The 16,642-nt window shown below is 63.7% G+C and carries 18 protein-coding genes and 1 tRNA gene; 5 read left to right on the forward strand and 14 right to left on the reverse strand.

Annotated elements, in window-relative coordinates:
* Nucleotides 1-12 precede the first annotated feature (12 nt).
* The gene (kynA, locus tag B552_RS0121745) at nucleotides 13-885 is read left to right on the forward strand and encodes a tryptophan 2,3-dioxygenase (RefSeq protein ID WP_019451170.1); all 873 of its coding nucleotides are present in this window, start codon (nucleotides 13-15) and stop codon (nucleotides 883-885) included.
* 6 nt (nucleotides 886-891) lie between these two features.
* Here kynA and B552_RS0121750 read toward each other — a convergent pair whose 3' ends face one another.
* The gene (locus tag B552_RS0121750; protein ID WP_019451171.1) at nucleotides 892-1,710 is read right to left on the reverse strand and encodes an IclR family transcriptional regulator; all 819 of its coding nucleotides are present in this window, start codon (nucleotides 1,708-1,710) and stop codon (nucleotides 892-894) included.
* A gap of 221 nt (nucleotides 1,711-1,931) precedes the next feature.
* Between B552_RS0121750 and B552_RS0121755 the strand changes: the two genes are divergently transcribed.
* Nucleotides 1,932-3,125: an acyl-CoA dehydrogenase gene (locus B552_RS0121755; protein WP_019451172.1), complete on the forward strand. Its 1,194-nt coding sequence runs from the start codon at nucleotides 1,932-1,934 to the stop codon at nucleotides 3,123-3,125.
* Nucleotides 3,126-3,286: 161 nt separating this feature from the next.
* Here B552_RS0121755 and B552_RS0121760 read toward each other — a convergent pair whose 3' ends face one another.
* Nucleotides 3,287-3,925 carry a peroxiredoxin gene (locus B552_RS0121760; protein ID WP_019451173.1) on the reverse strand — a complete coding sequence of 213 codons (639 nt, stop codon included), beginning with the start codon at nucleotides 3,923-3,925 and terminating at the stop codon, nucleotides 3,287-3,289.
* 272 nt (nucleotides 3,926-4,197) lie between these two features.
* Here B552_RS0121760 and B552_RS0121765 point away from each other — a divergent pair, with 272 nt between their 5' ends.
* The 3 genes from B552_RS0121765 to B552_RS0121775 all read left to right on the forward strand — a co-directional run bounded on the left by B552_RS0121765 (nucleotide 4,198) and on the right by B552_RS0121775 (nucleotide 5,555).
* Nucleotides 4,198-4,515: a DUF883 family protein gene (locus B552_RS0121765; protein ID WP_317915246.1), complete on the forward strand. Its 318-nt coding sequence runs from the start codon at nucleotides 4,198-4,200 to the stop codon at nucleotides 4,513-4,515.
* A 153-nt stretch (nucleotides 4,516-4,668) separates the two neighbouring features.
* The gene (locus tag B552_RS0121770) at nucleotides 4,669-5,046 is read left to right on the forward strand and encodes a phage holin family protein (RefSeq protein WP_019451174.1); all 378 of its coding nucleotides are present in this window, start codon (nucleotides 4,669-4,671) and stop codon (nucleotides 5,044-5,046) included.
* Nucleotides 5,043-5,555 carry a DUF3318 domain-containing protein gene (locus B552_RS0121775; protein WP_019451175.1) on the forward strand — a complete coding sequence of 171 codons (513 nt, stop codon included), beginning with the start codon at nucleotides 5,043-5,045 and terminating at the stop codon, nucleotides 5,553-5,555. The genes B552_RS0121770 and B552_RS0121775 overlap by 4 nt, the downstream gene beginning before the upstream one ends.
* 18 nt (nucleotides 5,556-5,573) lie before the next feature.
* Here B552_RS0121775 and B552_RS0121780 read toward each other — a convergent pair whose 3' ends face one another.
* The 12 genes from B552_RS0121780 to ybgC all read right to left on the reverse strand — a co-directional run bounded on the left by B552_RS0121780 (nucleotide 5,574) and on the right by ybgC (nucleotide 16,508).
* The gene (locus B552_RS0121780; RefSeq protein WP_019451176.1) at nucleotides 5,574-7,586 is read right to left on the reverse strand and encodes a diguanylate cyclase; all 2,013 of its coding nucleotides are present in this window, start codon (nucleotides 7,584-7,586) and stop codon (nucleotides 5,574-5,576) included.
* Nucleotides 7,587-7,727: 141 nt separating this feature from the next.
* Nucleotides 7,728-8,525 (reverse strand): hypothetical protein, encoded by a 798-nt coding sequence (locus tag B552_RS0121785; protein ID WP_019451177.1) that lies wholly within the window; start codon nucleotides 8,523-8,525, stop codon nucleotides 7,728-7,730.
* A gap of 281 nt (nucleotides 8,526-8,806) precedes the next feature.
* Nucleotides 8,807-8,882 (reverse strand) — tRNA-Lys (locus B552_RS0121790).
* A 70-nt stretch (nucleotides 8,883-8,952) separates the two neighbouring features.
* A complete protein-coding gene (locus B552_RS0121795; RefSeq protein ID WP_019451178.1) occupies nucleotides 8,953-10,068 on the reverse strand; it encodes a YeeE/YedE family protein in 1,116 nt (371 codons plus the stop codon).
* A gap of 82 nt (nucleotides 10,069-10,150) precedes the next feature.
* A complete protein-coding gene (queC, locus tag B552_RS0121800; RefSeq protein WP_019451179.1) occupies nucleotides 10,151-10,834 on the reverse strand; it encodes a 7-cyano-7-deazaguanine synthase QueC in 684 nt (227 codons plus the stop codon).
* A gap of 178 nt (nucleotides 10,835-11,012) precedes the next feature.
* Complete coding sequence (ybgF, locus tag B552_RS0121805; RefSeq protein WP_019451180.1) at nucleotides 11,013-11,771, reverse strand: tol-pal system protein YbgF; 759 nt, start codon at nucleotides 11,769-11,771, stop codon at nucleotides 11,013-11,015.
* A gap of 17 nt (nucleotides 11,772-11,788) precedes the next feature.
* Nucleotides 11,789-12,298 carry a peptidoglycan-associated lipoprotein Pal gene (pal, locus tag B552_RS0121810; protein WP_026035916.1) on the reverse strand — a complete coding sequence of 170 codons (510 nt, stop codon included), beginning with the start codon at nucleotides 12,296-12,298 and terminating at the stop codon, nucleotides 11,789-11,791.
* Nucleotides 12,299-12,318: 20 nt separating this feature from the next.
* Complete coding sequence (gene tolB, locus B552_RS0121815) at nucleotides 12,319-13,659, reverse strand: Tol-Pal system beta propeller repeat protein TolB (protein WP_026035917.1); 1,341 nt, start codon at nucleotides 13,657-13,659, stop codon at nucleotides 12,319-12,321.
* Between the two features lie 217 nt (nucleotides 13,660-13,876).
* Nucleotides 13,877-14,929 carry a cell envelope integrity protein TolA gene (gene tolA, locus B552_RS0121825; RefSeq protein ID WP_035880169.1) on the reverse strand — a complete coding sequence of 351 codons (1,053 nt, stop codon included), beginning with the start codon at nucleotides 14,927-14,929 and terminating at the stop codon, nucleotides 13,877-13,879.
* 35 nt (nucleotides 14,930-14,964) lie between these two features.
* Complete coding sequence (gene tolR / locus B552_RS0121830; RefSeq protein WP_019451185.1) at nucleotides 14,965-15,402, reverse strand: protein TolR; 438 nt, start codon at nucleotides 15,400-15,402, stop codon at nucleotides 14,965-14,967.
* A gap of 21 nt (nucleotides 15,403-15,423) precedes the next feature.
* Nucleotides 15,424-16,107, reverse strand: coding sequence for a protein TolQ (tolQ, locus tag B552_RS0121835; protein ID WP_019451186.1), 684 nt, complete (start codon nucleotides 16,105-16,107; stop codon nucleotides 15,424-15,426).
* The gene (gene ybgC / locus B552_RS0121840; RefSeq protein ID WP_026035918.1) at nucleotides 16,104-16,508 is read right to left on the reverse strand and encodes a tol-pal system-associated acyl-CoA thioesterase; all 405 of its coding nucleotides are present in this window, start codon (nucleotides 16,506-16,508) and stop codon (nucleotides 16,104-16,106) included. The genes tolQ and ybgC overlap by 4 nt, the downstream gene beginning before the upstream one ends.
* Nucleotides 16,509-16,642: the final 134 nt, after the last annotated feature.

Genomic DNA, 16,642 nt, shown 5'->3' on the forward strand with positions numbered 1-16,642 from the left:
GCGGAGTCCATCATGAGCGAATTCAAGGGATGCCCGATGGGGCACGGCGCCAACCCGAATGGCGAGGATGGCTGGCACGGCGCGCAGATGGATTTTGCGCGCGACATGAGCTATGGGGACTATCTCGGCCTGGATCAGATCCTGAGCGCGCAGCATCCGCTGTCGCCCGATCACAACGAGATGCTGTTCATCATCCAGCATCAGACCACCGAACTGTGGATGAAGCTGATGCTGCATGAACTGCGCGCGGCCCGTGACGGCGTGAAGACCGACCAGCTCCAGCCGGCTTTCAAGATGCTGGCACGCGTATCGCGCATCATGGACCAGCTGGTGCAGGCGTGGAACGTGCTGGCGACGATGACGCCGCCCGAGTACTCGGCCATGCGCCCGTACCTTGGCGCGTCGTCAGGCTTCCAGTCGTACCAGTATCGCGAGATCGAGTTCATCCTCGGCAACAAGAACGCGGCGATGCTGCGCCCGCATGCGCACCGGCCCGAGCATCTGAACCTCGTGGAGACCGCGCTGAATACGCCGTCGATGTATGACGAGGCGATCCGCCTGATGGCGCGGCGCGGGTTCAAGATCGACGCCGAAGTGGTCGAACGGGACTGGACCCAGCCGACGCAGTACAACGCATCGGTCGAAGCCGCGTGGCTCGAGGTCTATCGCAACCCGTCGGCGCACTGGGAGCTCTACGAACTCGGCGAGAAGTTCGTCGACCTGGAAGACTCCTTCCGCCAATGGCGCTTCCGCCATGTCACGACGGTGGAACGCGTGATCGGCTTCAAGCGCGGCACCGGCGGCACCGAAGGCGTCAGCTATCTGCGCAGGATGCTCGACGTGGTGCTGTTCCCGGAACTGTGGAAGCTGCGGACGGACCTCTGACCCCGATCAGCGCCCGGCCGGATCAGACAGCCGGGCGCCCAGCGCCTGCAACGCAGGCGCCAGCTTTTCGCGGAACACGTCTTCGCTGACCGCGCCATACGATGCACTGCAACTCAGCATGTGCAGATCCTTTTCCCCCACTGGCCTGAACGCCACGGCGCACGCGTGAATGGCGGGATGCCAGTCACGAAAAGACGCCGCATATCCATCGCGCTCGGCGGCCGCCAGGGCCGCACGCATCGGCGCTTGCTGGACCTTCCATTGCTCGGGGAACGCCTGCGCGAACTCGGCCAGCACCTTCTCGCGCCTTGCCTGCGGCAACGCTGCCAGATAGGCGCGGCCCATCGAACTCGATACCAGCGAAAGACGCGACCCCACGCCCAGGCCAAGCATCGCGCCGGCATCGTTGCGGATCGACTCCAGATAGATGACGTCCAGACGCTCGCGCTTGCCAAGCGACACCGACACGCCATGCTGCTGCGCGAACGCCAGCATGTGCGGGCGGGCCAGCGCCACCGCATCGGACGCCGACAGATAGGAAAAGCCGAGTGCCAGCACGCCGGCATCGAGCGCATACTTGCCCAGGCTGTCGTCATAGCGCAGGTAGCCAAGCTGGACCAACGTGCCTGCCAGCCGGCTCACCGTCGCTTTCGGGAAGCCGGTGCGGCGGACGAAATCCTGGTTGCCGAGCATCACTTCGCCAGTGCGGAAGCAACGCAGCAGTTCCAGCCCACGCGCCAGTGCGGTGACGAAGTTCGGATCGCTTTCGCGTTCGCGCTGTTCCGGCTCGGCGGCTGACGCGGCGGAAGTGGTGGAAGTGGCCAAGGCGAAACTCCAGGTAGGGTTGGTCGATTGCCGAACGCAAATCTCCGGGGCCCGAGAATTCCCCTGTTGCAGCGCAGATCGGTTCGGCTATACTAGCTCATCGGAACAAAGTTCCGCAATGCGGAACCAAAGAAATTCCGCCCAATCCCCGCTTCGGGTTGTTTTTCCGGACTATGTGAAGGCTACGAGCCTTCATCGCCTCACCAAAGAAGGAGACCTCCATGGCTGCCAATGCCGAATTCCACTGGGCCGACCCGCTGCTGCTGGACCAGCAACTGACCGCCGACGAGCGCATGGTGCGCGACGCCGCCGCGGCCTACTGCCAGGACAAGCTGATGCCGCGCGTTCTGCAGTCGTTCCGCAACGAGAAGACTGATGTGGAGATCTTCCGCGAGATGGGCGAACTGGGCCTGCTCGGCCCCACCATCCCCGAGGAATACGGCGGCCCCGGTCTGAACTACGTCAGCTACGGCCTGATCGCGCGTGAAGTGGAGCGCGTGGATTCGGGCTACCGCTCGATGATGAGCGTGCAGTCCTCGCTCGTGATGGTACCGATCTACGAGTTCGGCACCGAAGCGCAGAAGCAGAAGTACCTGCCCAAGCTGGCCACCGGCGAGTGGATTGGCTGCTTCGGCCTGACCGAACCGAACCACGGCTCGGACCCGGGCTCGATGGTGACCCGCGCGAAGAAGGTCGATGGCGGCTATGAGCTGAGCGGCGCCAAGATGTGGATCACGAACTCGCCGATCGCCGACGTCTTCGTGGTGTGGGCCAAGCTGGCTGGCGAAGACGGCAAGGAAGATATCCGCGGTTTCATCCTGGAAAAGGGCTGGAAGGGCCTGAGCGCCCCGGCCATTCACGGCAAGGTTGGCCTGCGCACGTCGATCACCGGTGAAATCGTGCTGGACCAGGTCTTCGTACCGGAAGAGAACATCATGCCGGGCGTGAAGGGCCTCAAGGGTCCGTTCACCTGCCTGAACTCGGCGCGCTACGGCATCGCCTGGGGTGCGCTCGGCGCGGCGGAATTCTGCTGGCACACCGCCCGTCAGTACACGCTGGACCGCAAGCAGTTCGGCCGCCCGCTGGCCGCCACGCAGCTGGTGCAGAAGAAACTGGCCGACATGCAGACCGAAATCACGCTGGCCCTGCAAGGCTGCCTGCGCCTGGGCCGCATGAAGGACGAAGGCACCGCCGCAGTGGAAATCACGTCGATCATGAAGCGCAATTCGTGCGGCAAGTCGCTCGACATCGCCCGCGTGGCACGTGACATGCTCGGCGGCAACGGCATCTCCGACGAGTTCGGCGTCATCCGCCACGTGGTCAACCTCGAGGTCGTCAATACCTACGAAGGCACCCATGACATCCACGCGCTGATCCTGGGCCGTGCGCAAACCGGCCTCCAGGCATTCTTCTGAAGCCGGAGGGTCGAAAAAACGCCCGGTCTTGAGTCATCAAGCCGGGCGGAAGCACACTACCAAGGAGACGACGGGCAAGCCCGCCGTTTTACGACATCGGTCGAAAGATCAGTCAGTGGTACCGAACCGGGCCAGGGGCAAACCCCTCGCCCGGTTTTTTCTTACTTGTTGGGTTGCGGCGTGAGGCGCAGATACGGACGCACAGCCTTGTAACCCTTCGGGAATTTCTGGCGGATCACGTCTTCGTCCTTCAACGACGGCACGATCACCACGTCGTCGCCGTCCTGCCAGTTGCCCGGCGTGGCCACGCTGTGGTTGTCGGTCAGTTGCAGCGAATCGATGACGCGCAGGATCTCGTTGAAGTTGCGGCCCGTACTGGCCGGATAGGTAATGATCAGGCGGACCTTCTTCTTCGGGTCGATCACGAACAGCGAACGCACGGTCAGCGTCTCGTTGGCGTTCGGGTGAATCATGTCGTAGAGTTCGGACACCTTGCGGTCGCCATCGGCCAGGATCGGGAAGTTGACCGTGGTCGACTGGGTCTCGTTGATGTCCCGGATCCAGCCGTGGTGCGACTCCACGCTGTCCACCGACAGTGCGATGGCCTTGACATTGCGCCGGGCGAACTCTTCCTTCAGTTGGGCAGTCAGGCCCAGTTCGGTCGTGCACACCGGGGTGTAGTCGGCCGGGTGCGAAAACAGGACGCCCCAGCCATCGCCGAGCCATTCATGGAAGCGGATACGGCCCTCGCTCGATTCCTGTTCAAAATCCGGTGCGATATCGCCAAGACGCAGTGCCATCGGGGGTCTCCAGAGAAGCTGCAATTAATCAAAGGAACAACAGGCCAAGACAGGGGACCCAGCTTAGTTGGATTGCCTTCCAACCCAAACGAATATAAAGTCACTACAAAATCACTCGAAGTCATAAAGACCTTGAGTCCGCATGCCGCATCTGCTGGCATGACAGGTGACAACAATGTGGATATGTGGCGCGAGACTTGAAACGATGGTGGCCCGCCACATATGCTACTTAGGCGACAAGAAACGCCACAAGCCGGTGTTGGCAAGGCAAAATGTCACCACTTGAACCAACCGCCCGCAAACAGGAGAAACTAATGAGCGATGTCAAGACCGTTCTGTCCGATGCCGAAGAACTGCTTAAGCAAGCGGCATCGACCACCGGCGAGAAAGCTGCCGAACTGCGCGAGCGTGGCATGGGCCTGCTGAAGCAAGCCAAGGAAAAAGCCCAGGATCTGCAAGACGCCGTGGTTACCAAGAGCAAGGCCGCCGCACGCGCTACCGACGACTACGTACATGACCACCCCTGGCGCGCCGTCGGCGTCGCAGCCGGTGTGGGCCTGCTGATCGGTCTGCTGCTGAACCGCAAGTAAACACGCATTGCAGCAAGGCGTCCTGGCCGCGCATCTGCGCCGGACGCCCTGAAGCGTTGTGACTGGACCGGACCGCGGCGTCGCCAGCCGTGCCCGGGCCTTTCTGTTGCAGATGCCGCCGCTGCCGGCGCATCGATTTCCCGCCGGAGCCGCATGAGCGAATCCCCTTCCCCCAAGTTCCTGGAGTCCCTTCGCAACCTCGTCAGTTCCGTGGTGTCGATGCTGCAGACACGCCTGGAACTGGCCAGCGTTGAACTGGCCGAGGAACGCGGCCGGCTGATGAAGGTTGCGTTGCTGGCATGCGTCGGGCTGGTGTTCTTCAGCATGGCGCTGATGACGTTCACGCTGCTGGTGGCCATCGTGTTCTGGGAAAGCTACCGCTGGCAGGCCATCGGCGCCATTATCCTGGTGTACCTGGCTTGCGCCGCGATCTTCCTGTTGCTGGCGCGCCGCATGGTCCATCGCGCGCCGCCGCTGTTCGAAGCCACGCTGGCCGAGCTCGACAAAGACAGGGAGATGCTGCGCCGATGACCACGCCCGAGACCGAATCGAACAACCTGGGCCAGCGCCATGAGCACGCACGCCCGGTCCGCTTCTCCAAGGAAGTACGACTGCCACTGGCAATCCGCAAGGAACTGCTGATTACGCGTGCCGCGCTGGAGCGCTATGACGCCGCGCAAGCGCTGCAACAGGTCAGGGGCGGTGCCCGCCGCATGACCAGCCTCGGCACCTGGCTGCCGCGCCTGACACAGGCGCCGGGCTGGCTGAAGCTGATGGGCCTGACGCGCGAGTACCCGATGGTCAGCACGGCGATCACGCTGGCGCTGCCGTTGCTGCGGCGCACGCCGATTGGCCGCATCGCCTGGAAGCTGTCGAAGGCCAGCGCGCTAGCCGGCGCTGGCTACTGGGCCTTCAAGACCCTGAGGAAATCGCAACGGCCTGCTGCGGATTCCTCGCCTGAGTCCAAACCTGCCGATACCGGCTTCCGCGATCCGTTGGTGCAGTCTCCCCCGGAAACGTCCACGCAGCAGCAACCCTGACCCGCTGCCTCTGGCAGGCTAGCTGATCTCCACACGATTGCGCCCTGCCCGCTTGGCCCGGTAGCAAGCCACGTCGGCAGTGGCAAGCGCTTCCTCGAGCTTGCCGGTCCGCTCATCAAGCTTGACCAGCCCGACGCTCACGCCGACCGAGAACGTATGCCCCCGGCACGTGTATCGGAACGCGGCGACGGCGTTGCGCAGGGCTTCCGCCACGCGCTCACCGTCTGCTGCGGCACAGTATTCGAGCAATACGGCAAATTCGTCGCCGCCAAGCCGCGCCAGCGTATCGCTGCGCCGAAGCTGCTGGCGCATGATGTCGGCGATCTGGCAAAGCAACTCGTCCCCCGCGGCGTGCCCGCAAGTATCGTTGACGGCCTTGAAACGGTCGAGATCGAGATACATCAGCGTATGCGCGCAGCCCTCCTGCTGGGCCCGCACGATGGCCGACCCGAGCCTGCGCTCGAACTCGAGCCGGTTCACGAGTCCCGTCAACGGATCGTGGCTCGCCTCATAGGCCAACTGGGCAGCATGTGCACGCTCCAGGCTGACGTCATGCAACACGACCACTACGCCGATCGCCTGCCCTGCCTTGTCGCGGATCAGCGCCACCGAGGGCTTGACGACGACGGTGGCGGCAGAATCGCCGGGCGTGCGCCGGCTCAACACCGTGACAGTCTGGCTTGGCCACTTGCCGGCCAGCGCGCTTGGCACCAGGTCGTTGATCGCCTCCCGCGTGGCTTCATCGGTCAACGGGCAAACCTGTGGCAGGAAGCAGCCGGCGGCCTCTGCCTCTGACCAGCCGGTCATCGACTCCGCCACCGGGTTCAGCGATTCGATCCGCCCCCAGACATCGGTGGTGATCACGGCCTCGCCGATTGCCTGCAACGTAACCTGCGCGCGCTCCTTCTCCGCAAATAGTTGCGCCTCGAAGCGCTTGCGGTCCGATATATCGCTGAGCGATCCCGCCATGCGCATGGCCTTGCCAACCGCGCTGCGCACCATGCGCCCCCGGGCACGCATCCACAGGTACCCCCCACCTTTCCTGCGCAGCCGCAATTCGATGTCGTACGGCATGCCTTCGCGCAAATGCCCGGACAGGCGGCGCCCCAATTCGGGCACATCGTCGGGATGCATCAGGGCCAGCAAGGTTTCCCGCGCGTGCGGCAGCTCGTTGGCACCGTAGCCGAGCATCTCGGCGCATCGCGGCGAGAAGTAAAGTTCGCCGCGATGCGGATGCCAATCCCACAGCCCGTCGCTGCTGCCGGCCACCGCCAGTTGCAGGCGTTCCTCGCTGGCCGAGAGTGCCGCGCGAAGCCGCCGTTCCTTGGCCATCATCCGCCTGGACACCCACGTGACCCACGCCAGCAGCATCACCGCCAGCGCAATCGAACTTGAGGCCAGCAGCCCACGCACGCGCCGCGAGGCCTTGCCGAGTGCCGAGGAGAATGCCGCTTCCTGCGGGGTCAGCCGCGAATCGATTTCGACGATCTCGCGCTGGATCGGGGCAACGCAATGCGCATCGCAGCCGCCGGCGCGAAAGCGTTCGCGCAGTTGCCTGGCCAACGCGTCAAGCCGGATGATGTCGACATCCGCCGCGGCCCAGATGCCAATCGCCTCGTCGATCTCGGCAACTTCGCGGAAGTTGCGATAAAGCCGGACCATCCCCGCAATGTCGTCAGAATGATTGCCGCCGATCAGCAACCCTTCGACCGCCCTAGCGTGGTCGTAGTCCGGACGTCTCTCAAGTTCGATACGTGCCCGATGGTCGCCGAGTGGCACGGCGATGGCGACAAGATAGGCGTCATAATCGGAATCAAGCTGGCTTCGCGAATAGCTCAGCAGATGCAGGACCGCTGCCTTCTGACCCTTGGTCCAGAGACTCTCGCCGGCCACGAAGCTGCGCGCGGCGGACAGGACATCCACACTGGCAATGCAGAACAAGGCCAGCGTCAGAACAACCGGAACGAACGGCCAGATGAGGTGCAGTACATGCTCATTGGCCGGCAGGCTTGCTACACCAGCTCGCTGCATTCAAGACTTCCCGTACCGGAGCCCCGGTATCGTCGATGACACCGCCACGCCCGAAATGTGGCGTGGCAATTTCATTGTCGATGAGGCCGCGCGGGGTGTCTCTAACTCAGACTGGTTAATTCAAATCTGACAGATGCCGTGTCAGCTTGCCAGCACCATGACCAGCAGGACGCCATTGATCACCACCAGGGCACCGAGGACAACCGACAGGTGCGGCAAGTGGTGCAAGCGGTCAGCGAGCGACCGACCCGGTGTCGGCGCCGGGTCACGCCCCCTGCCATGCAGCAACGCCCAGGCCAGCGTGCAGACGATCGCCACCGGCAAAGCAAGCCAGGCAAATGCCAACGGTGCGAAGGAGCGCGCAGGCGGACGAACCGGCGTAGGCGACGCCGATAGAAACACAGGCTCGGCCTTGACTGGCACGACGGGCGGCGGGTCCGGCCGCATCGGCGGCGATGTGTCTGCAATCAGCGGCGGCGGCGGCGCGGCTGGAGCCGGTACGGCGTGGACCGGCCTGCTTTCCGGCGCCGCAACGGTCCTGGGCAATGGCAATGGCGCGTGTACCGGCGGCCGACTCTGCGCCATCCGCCGCCACTCGGCAAACACGGCGTCGACGCACCTCACCGTTTCACAGGCATTGCGCTTCCTGCGCCAGGCCGTCAGATCGCTCATCTGCAACGTGCCCGCGCGCAGCCTGCGCTGCTGCTCGACATAGATGTCCTGGTAGGCGACGTTGAGCATCGCGTATTCGCAGATCAACCGCTCCCCCGGCGCGTTCCGGTCAAGCGGCCGCGCGCAGTATCTGGAGGACCCATCGACACACCGAACCGTACTGGCCTGATAGTTCGGCGGACAGGCAATCTCCGACGCCCGCGCGCCGGTGGCGGCGGCGAGGCCCAGGGCAAGAAGAATGGCCAGCCGGCCTGCGAGCCCCTTCATGACGTCCTCTCATCGGTCTCCCGCGATGATGCGGTGTGACGACCAGCCTGAAGATATCCGGATTAAATACCATGATCGGCCCGGCGCCAAAACCTGATCTCATGAGGACTGTTTGAAGTGCCGCATGAGTTGAAACGCGTGCAACCAGAGCCACGGCCTGCTCATCGTTTTCCGTTGAAATGCTGAATCGTGCGCTCGGCTCCGACGCCAGCGAGGCACCTGAAGAGGTAGCCCGAACGCAAAAAAGGCGTAGCGGTTGCCCGCTACGCCTTTCGCAATACTGGTGGGTCGTGCGTGACTCGAACACGCGACCAACGGATTAAAAGTCCGCTGCTCTACCGACTGAGCTAACGACCCGGAAAAACTGAATCCGCGATTATAGGGAGACCCCCTCGGGGTGTCAAGAGTATGGCCTGACGTTCACGGCTCACGCCATACGTTCCAACCGCCACATCTGGTACTTGAACGCCAGCATCGCGCCCACGATGATGGCGGCAAACGCGATGAAGGAACCGATCGCCAGCGTCGACACGCCAGACAGCCCCTGCCCCACGGTGCAGCCGAGCGCCGTTACGCCGCCCGCCCCCATCAGGATGCCGCCGACCATGTGGTTGGCCACATCCTCGGCGTTGCCAAAACCTTCCCAGCGGAACGTGCGCGAGGCCAGCGCGTAGCTTGCCGCCCCGGCGATGACGCCGATCACACTGACGGTTCCGATTGTCAGCACCTTGCTCTTGTCGCTGAACATCATCAGCCAGTCCAGCGTGTACGCGTACGGCGCCACGAAGCTCAAGCTCTCCATGCGGCCGCTGTTGCTTGCGACGAACAGTTCCTCAAGCGTGTTCGGGTCTTCGGACACATAGCCGATATGACCCGACACATACCACATGCCGACAATGATCAGGCCCACGGCCAGGCCGCCGAGCAGGTTGTCGAACGTGCGGAAGCCGTTGCCGAGCAGCGCCCAGATGACCAGCACGGCGCCGATCACAACGCCGAGCGCAAGCTGCAGCGTACCGAGCGCGATGCCGGTGCCGTGCGAGACCAGCGACGGCAGGTCTTGCGTCGACGGCAGCGCCACGGCCACGGTATCCACCGTGTTCACGCGCACCACGCCGAACAGCCCACGCAGCGTCATGTAGGCCGAGAGCCCAAGGAAAACGAACACCACCAGCGACTTCAAATTGCCCGCGCCGATTCGCACCAGCGTCTTGCTGCCGCACCCCGAAGCCAGCACCATGCCGAAGCCGAACATCAGTCCGCCCACGGCTGTGGACAACCAGCCGAGCCTGGCCGACGTGTAGATCGTCTTGGTCGGGTCGATCAGTCCGGCCCAGGCCAGCACGCCAGTGCCGATCATCGCCACGCCAATGGCCATGATCCACATGCGCATGCGGCTCCAGTCGCCGATGTTGACGATGTCGGAGACGGCGCCCATCGTGCAGAAGTGCGTACGCTGCAGCACCGCGCCAAACAGGAAGGTCAGAACGAAGGTGCTCAGCAGTACGGTATGCGTGAGCGCGGGGATGTCGATATCGGGCATGGTGGACCGGGGGTGGCTCGTGGATTTCTATCCGATTGGGGGCGCTCTGCCGGCGCCCCTCGTCAAGGCAATCAGTATGGAATCAGTGGGGAGTCTGGTAACGCGTCGGGTCGGGCACGCCGGCCGCTTCAAAGCCGGCCCGGCGAATGCGGCACGAATCACACACGCCGCAGGCGCGGCCTTCGTCGTCTGCCTTGTAGCACGAAACGGTCAGGCCGTAGTCCACGCCAAGCTTCACGCCAGCACGGATGATCTCGGCCTTGGTCATGTCGATGATCGGTGCATGCACGCGGAAGTGGTCGCCTTCCACGCCGGCCTTCGTGGCCAGGTTGGCCAGCTTCTCGTATGCCGCTACATACTCGGGGCGGCAGTCGGGATAGCCCGAGTAGTCGACGGCATTGGCGCCGAAAAACAGGTCGCGCCCGCCAATTGCCTCGGCCCAGCCAAGCGCCAGCGACAGCATGATCGTATTGCGCGCCGGTACGTAGGTAATCGGGATACCGCCTGCAGCGCCATCGGTTGGCACGTCGAGCGCGTCATCGGTCAGCGCCGAGCCGCCAAAGCGGCGCAGGTCGAGGTCGATGATCTCGTGGCGCTTCGCGCCGAGCGCCGCCGCCACGCTTTTGGCGGCCTCAAGCTCAGACGAATGGCGCTGGCCATAGCGCATGGACAGTGCATAGGTTTCGAAGCCGGCCGCATTGGCCATGGCAAGGACTGTGGCGGAATCTAGACCGCCGGAAAGCAGGACGATGGCGCGTTTGGTCATGATGGTTGCGCGCGGAACAAGCGCGCTGTAGATACGCCCGGATCGGGCGAATCGCGTATTTTAGCGCGGTTGCCGTTCGGCTCCCCTTTCCTGCCTGACAGGAGAACGAAGAAAGCGGGATCCCAAAAAGAAGAGGGCCCGCTCACGCGGACCCTCTTCTGACAACGTACTGCATCGGTTACTTCAGCGTCTTCAGCCGGTTGCTGGCTGCCTGGGCGCCTTCGGTCCCCGGGTACTTCGCCACCACGGCTTCCAGCGTCTTCTTCGCCGCGGCCTTCTGGCCGGACTCGAACTGGTTGTTGGCGATGGCGATCATGGCGTCGGGTGCCTTCGGATGCGTCGGGAAGGTCTTCACCATGTTTTCCAGCACGTTGGTCGACCCCTTGTAGTCGCGCTGTGCGTAGAGCGAATTGCCGAGCCAGAACTGGGCCAGCGGCAGGTACGGGCTTTGCGGATACTTCTTCGCAAACGCCGAGAAGGCGCTGCCCGCACCCTTGAAATCGCCCGACTGGAACTGCTTCAGCGCGGCGTCGTACTCGGGCTTCTCGTTCGGTTGGGACAAGCCCTCGCGTCCATCCACCGTCACCTGTTGCGGCTCGAACTTCTTGAGCCGTGCGTCCAGGTCGGCGTAGTAATCCTTCTGCTGCTTCTGGAGCGTGTCCACCGTGTTCTGCAGCACCTCGTTCTGACCGCGCAGACGAGCCACTTCCTGACGCAGACCTTCAAGCTGGTTCTGCATGTCGAGCGTTGTCCGGCTGTTCTGATCGATGCGCTGCGAAGCCGTGGCCTGGAAACCGTTGAACTGGTCCCTGAGCTGGATCACCGCGCGGCGCGCCTCGTCGTCGTCAAAGACGCCGGCGTGAGCGGAAGTGGCTGCCAGCAAGCCGCCACCGGAGACAGCGGCCAGCCACAGCAGCGTGGAAACACGAGCATTCATGAAGGATTATCCGTGGATCAGTAAACGATATCGGCGCGACGGTTTTCAGCCCACGATGCTTCGTCGTGGCCGTCGGCCTTCGGCTTTTCCTTGCCCAGGCTCACAGCTTCCATCTGCGAGTCAGGCACACCCATCGTCGCCAGCGAACGGCGCACGGCCTCGGCGCGCTTCTGGCCCAGGGCCAGGTTGTACTCGCTGGTACCGCGCTCGTCGGTATTGCCCTGGATCAGGATCTTGCGCCCCTTGTTCGAGCCAAGGTATTGCGAGTGGGCTTGCAGCATGCCCTGGTAGTCCTGCTTCACGGCGTAGCTGTCAAAGTCGAAGTACACGCTGCGCTTGGCCAGCGGGCCGTTCGGATCGTTCAGCGGATCCTTCGAAACGTCAACCGGCGCCACGTTGCGCGCGTCGGTGGCCGCACCGGCGCCGGCGCCGGTCTTGCTGGTGTCGTCGAGCTTCACACCCGAGCTGCAGGCGCCCAGTGCCAGCAGAGCGGCAAGGGCAAGCGATTTGGTCATCATTTGGGACATGGCGAGAGACTCCTCTTTTTTTACTGCATGAAAGGCCCCCAGGACGGCTCACGAACATCGCCGGACTGAAGAGACAGAACCTGTTTGGTACGGCCGTCCGTGGAGACCGCCGCCAATACCGAACGGCCGCCCACGCGGGTGGCGTAAAGAATGTACTTGCCGTTGGCCGCGAAGCTCGGGGATTCGTCGTTGGCCGTATCGGTGAGAGAAGTCACATCACCGTTCGACAGGTCCTGCAGCTGCAGCCTGAAGCCGCCGGTACGCGTGATATAGGCCAGGTACTTGCCGTCCGGCGAAATGCGCGGGCTGACGTTGTAGCTGCCTTTGAAGGTCACACGTTGCGCCGAGCCGGATTCCTCGCCAGAAGCCGGCATGCGGTAGATCTGCGGCGCGCCGCCGCGATCGCTGGTGAAATAGATGCTGCGGCCATCGGGGGCGAACTGCGGCTCGGTGTCGATGGCGCTGCTGCGCGTCAGGCGACGCAGGCCGGAGCCGTCCGCGTTGACCATGTAGATCTGCGTATTGCCATCGCGCGAAAGCGCCACGGCCAGGCGCTGGCCATCCGGCGACCACGACGGGGCACTGTTGTTGCCCTTCTGGTTCGATACCAGCACGCGCTTGCCCGTGGCCAGGTCATGCACATAGACCACCGGTTTCTTCGCCTCGAACGACACATAGGCTACGCGGCGGCCATCGGGCGACCACGCCGGCGAGATGATCGGCTCGGTGCTGGTCAGCGCCACTTGCGCGTTCTGGCCGTCCGAATCCGAGATCAGCAACTGATAGCGCTTGCCCACCTTCGACACGTACGACAGGCGCGTGGCAAACACTCCGCGCTCGCCCAGCAGCTTTTCGTAGATGTAGTCGGCAATCTTGTGCGCGGTCACACGGAGCTGGCTCTGCGAGACGGTGAACGCCAGGCCGCCAAGGCTCTGGCCCTTGCCCGTGTCGTACAGGCGGAAGCGCACTTCGTACTGGCCGTTGCCGGCCGGCGTCACGCTGCCTGCCACGAAGGCATCGGCACCCTTGGCCTTCCAGCTGCCGAGATCCACCTGGGCCGATTCGGCCACGGTGGCGCCAGCGGGATCCACATTGCGGAAGCGGCCGCTGTTCGTCAGGTCACTGCGGATGATCGCGGTCAGGTTCTGCGGGGCCTGGGCCTCGCCCTGGAAGTTGGCCGTGGCAACCGGGAACTGGTTCGATCCTACGCCAGTGATTTCCACGTTCAGTTGCGCGTGCGCCGCGCCTGCGGACATCAGCGCTGCCGCCAGCCACACCATCAGTGCGTGGCGACTCTGGTCGCGGGTGGTTTTGATGTTCTGGCGCCGGGATAGCCAGCCTGGGACCCAAAGCTTTCGCATGCTGCTCCTCAATCGATTTCAGGTTTCACCGGTGCGGCGGGCACGGCAAAAGTACGGCGATTCGGGCTGCATGCGGCTTGGCGCATGGCCCGAAAAGCGTACGATTGGCACGCTGCCGGCCGCGTCAGGCAACCATTCATCGTAGCTGTGGGACTGAAGGCCAACGATGAAGGTTGCATTATGTTGCAAATCATGGCGCTATCGATACTCCGACCGTTCAGTCCTTCGGATGGAACGTGATCGTGAAACTGGCAGGTGCCTTTCCGTTATCGTCGACTGGCAGCGGATCGGAGCGCTGCACCGCGCGTAGCACGGCATTGTCCCAATCCGAGTTGCCGCTCGACTTGGTCAGGCGTGCGGACAGCAGCGCGCCGTCCGGTGCCAGCGATACCGAAACCACGGCCGCCGGATTGCCCTCCACATCGCCACCGAAGACGATGTTCGGCTTCACGCGGCGGCGCACCTTGTCCGAGTAGCCCGGCGAAGCCTTGCCGCCCGAGCCGGCACCCGAACCTGCGGCATTGCCCACACCGCCGCCGCTGGTCGTGGCGCTACCGCCAGCCATCGCCTGCAAGCGTGCAAGCTGAGCGTTGCGCTGCGCATTGGCCTGCGCGTTGGCCTTGGCCTTGGCTTCGGCGTCCGCCTTGGCCTTTGCCTTCTGTTCCGCATCGGCCTTCGCCTTGGCTTCGGCGTCAGCCTTGGCCTTCGCCTTCTGGTCGGCCTCGGCTTTGGCCTTGGCGTCCGCGGCTTCCTTGCGATCCTGATCGGCCTTCTTCTTGGCGTCTTCCTTGCGCTGCGCCTCCAGCTGCTGCTGGTGCAGCAGGTCTTCCTTGCGCTGAGCTTCCTTCTTTTCCTGGTCCTTGCGTTCCTGATCCTTGCGGGCCGCCTCCTGGCGCGCGGCTTCACGCGCGGCGGCCTCCTCGGCCTGCTTGCGCTTCTGGCGCTCCAGCGCGATATCGGCCTCTTCCTCGGTCTTGCTGCGCACAGCGGGCTCGGGCGGCGTCGGGCGCGGCTGCTCGACCGGACGCGGCGGCGGCGCGGGGGCGGTTTCCGGAACCTCTTCCCAGAGCTCGGCCTCGGCGCCCACCGGCGTGCTGCTCTGCCAGTGCACCCCGTAGTAAAGCACCACGCCAAGCAGCACGTGCATCAGCAGCGCCAGCAGGAACGAGCGCAGCGTGCCGCGTTCCTTGACCGGCTGGTACGGATAGGCGGCGGCCTTCACCGGGCGCGGAGGCCGGTGATGCGGGTGACGGGACGAAAGGCTGGCCACTTTGGGTTGCGTCGTTGGGGCGCTTGTTGGGTCGCTTACTTGGACTTCACCATCAGGCCGACGCGCTTGACGCCGTCGGCCTTCAAGACGGACATCACGTCAAGCACGGCTTCGTACTTGACGGAGCGGTCGGCGGCGATCACCACCGGCTGATCCGGATTCTCGTTCTGGCGCTGATGCACGAAGTCGATCAGCCCATTCTTGTCGAGCTTGCGCTCGAACGCGTTGCCGGCATTGTCCTTGCCGCGCGCGGTCAGTTCACCGTCCTCATGCACGGTGACGATGATCGGCGGCGTCTGCTGCTGCGGCGTGGCATTGGCCACCGACGGCAGGTCTACAACGGCCGGGTTCACGATAGGTGCCGCCACCATGAAGATGACGAGCAGCACGAGCATGACGTCGATATATGGTACGACGTTGATCTCTGCGCTGGCTCGGCGGCGTGAGCCGCCGCGGCGCTGGATGGCTGCCATGACTGGTGCTCCCGCTCAGGTTTAACGCGTCTGACGCTGAAGGATGTTCAGGAATTCTTCCATGAAGCTTTCAAAACGGATGGCCAGGCGATCGATCTCGGTGGCATACCGGTTGTAGGCAATCACGGCAGGGATGGCGGCGAACAGGCCGATCGCGGTGGCCACCAGTGCTTCGGCAATACCCGGCGCGACCGAGGCAAGCGTTGCCTGCTGCACATTCGACAGTCCGCGGAACGCGTTCATGATCCCCCAGACCGTGCCGAACAGGCCGATATACGGGCTGACCGAACCAACCGACGCCAGGAACGGCAGGTGCGATTCGAGCACATCCATTTCACGCTGGTACGCAGCGCGCATCGCGCGGCGGGCGGCGTCCAGCAGCGCGCCGGCCTCATTGCCACGCTCGCGTGCCTTCAGGAACTCGCCCATACCGGATTCAAAGATCCGTTCCAGCGCGCCGGTGTTGTGACGGTTATTGACGGCACTGTTATAGAGCGCCTGGAGGTCGCCGCCGGCCCAGAAGTCGCGCTCGAAACCTTCGGTCTGCGTGCGCGCGGAGCGCAGGGCCAGATGCTTGCGGAAAATGTAGGTCCACGAGAACAGGGACATCACCATCAGCAATGCCATGACGGCCTGTGCCAGCAGGCTGGCGTGAAGTACCAGCGTAATGATCGACAGGTCTTGTGTGACGGTCACCGGATTCATCGAGCGTTTTTAATAGTGGCGAGAACAGGGGCAGGAATCGGAGCCGGGCGGAATGTGCCTTTATCAACACATCCAACCCGGATATGGCCGCTGGCCAGCATCAGCTCACCGCGCCAGGCTTCCTGGGCAAATTGGACCGACGCCGGCCCAACGCGTTCGATATGCGTACGAATCTCGAGCTGGTCGTCCAGCCGGGCGGGCGCATTGTATTCCACAGCCGTGCTGCGGACGATGAAGACCACACCGGACACATCGGCCAGGCTTTGCTGCTCAACGCCAAGCGAGCGCAGCCATTCGGTACGGGCCCGTTCGAAGAACTTCAGGTAGTTGGCGTAGAACACCACGCCGCCAGCGTCGGTATCTTCCCAATACACGCGCAACGGCCACACGAAATTTTGCATGGCGGGCATTGTAACGGAGCGCACTGGTAAACCCGCGGGCGACTTTGCAACAGCAAGTTGCGAGCCATCCCTTGCCAAGCCTTGCCGAATCTGGGCCAGCCCCGCATTGGCGGTGCCCCCCGGCTTGCGGCAAG

The organism is Cupriavidus sp. BIS7 (assembly GCF_000292345.1).
In the GTDB taxonomy this organism is placed as follows: Bacteria; Pseudomonadota; Gammaproteobacteria; order Burkholderiales; family Burkholderiaceae; genus Cupriavidus.